The organism is Pseudomonas sp. YuFO8 (assembly GCF_035065025.1).
In the GTDB taxonomy this organism is placed as follows: domain Bacteria; phylum Pseudomonadota; class Gammaproteobacteria; order Pseudomonadales; family Pseudomonadaceae; genus Aquipseudomonas; species Aquipseudomonas putida_AE.
This window is the reverse complement of record NZ_JAXDEQ010000162.1, coordinates 1-418: the sequence shown is the minus strand read 5'-3', so window position 1 is coordinate 418 and position 418 is coordinate 1. Positions and strand designations below refer to the sequence as shown.

The 418-nt window shown below is 62.4% G+C and carries 1 protein-coding gene; it reads right to left on the bottom strand.

Annotation, left to right across the window (positions count from 1 at the left end; all coding sequences use genetic code 11):
• Positions 1-135 precede the first annotated feature (135 nt).
• On the bottom strand, positions 136-418 hold a 283-nt coding region (locus tag SOP95_RS31800; RefSeq protein WP_323609556.1), incomplete at its 5' end, for a LysR substrate-binding domain-containing protein.

Below are 418 nucleotides of genomic sequence, written 5' to 3'. Positions count from 1 at the left end.
CTGACCCATGTGGCGCATACGTTGGATGCGTGGTTGCTGGAGCATCGCCACGCGTTGCCACGGCATGTCACGGTCGGCTGGGATGGCCGGATCATCTGAACACCCTCCAACCCCGCAGGAGCCGGCTTGCCGGCGCTACACCATTAAACCTTCAACGTATTCGATAAATGCCTTGGCCTTGGCACTCGGCATTCGACCCGTCGGTAATACCGCCCAGAGATCCTTCGGCGGGAGTTCCCAGTCGGTCAACACGGCTTTCACCTCACCCCTGGCCAATTCCGGGCCGAACATCCATTCGGACGTCATCGCCAGGCCGTGGTGGGCGAGCACGCCAGCGCGCAAGCCTTCGGAAGAAGTGACGCGCAAGCGCCCGCGAGCAGCTATGGCCTGCTCGTGAGGGCCTTGTTTGAAGGGCCAG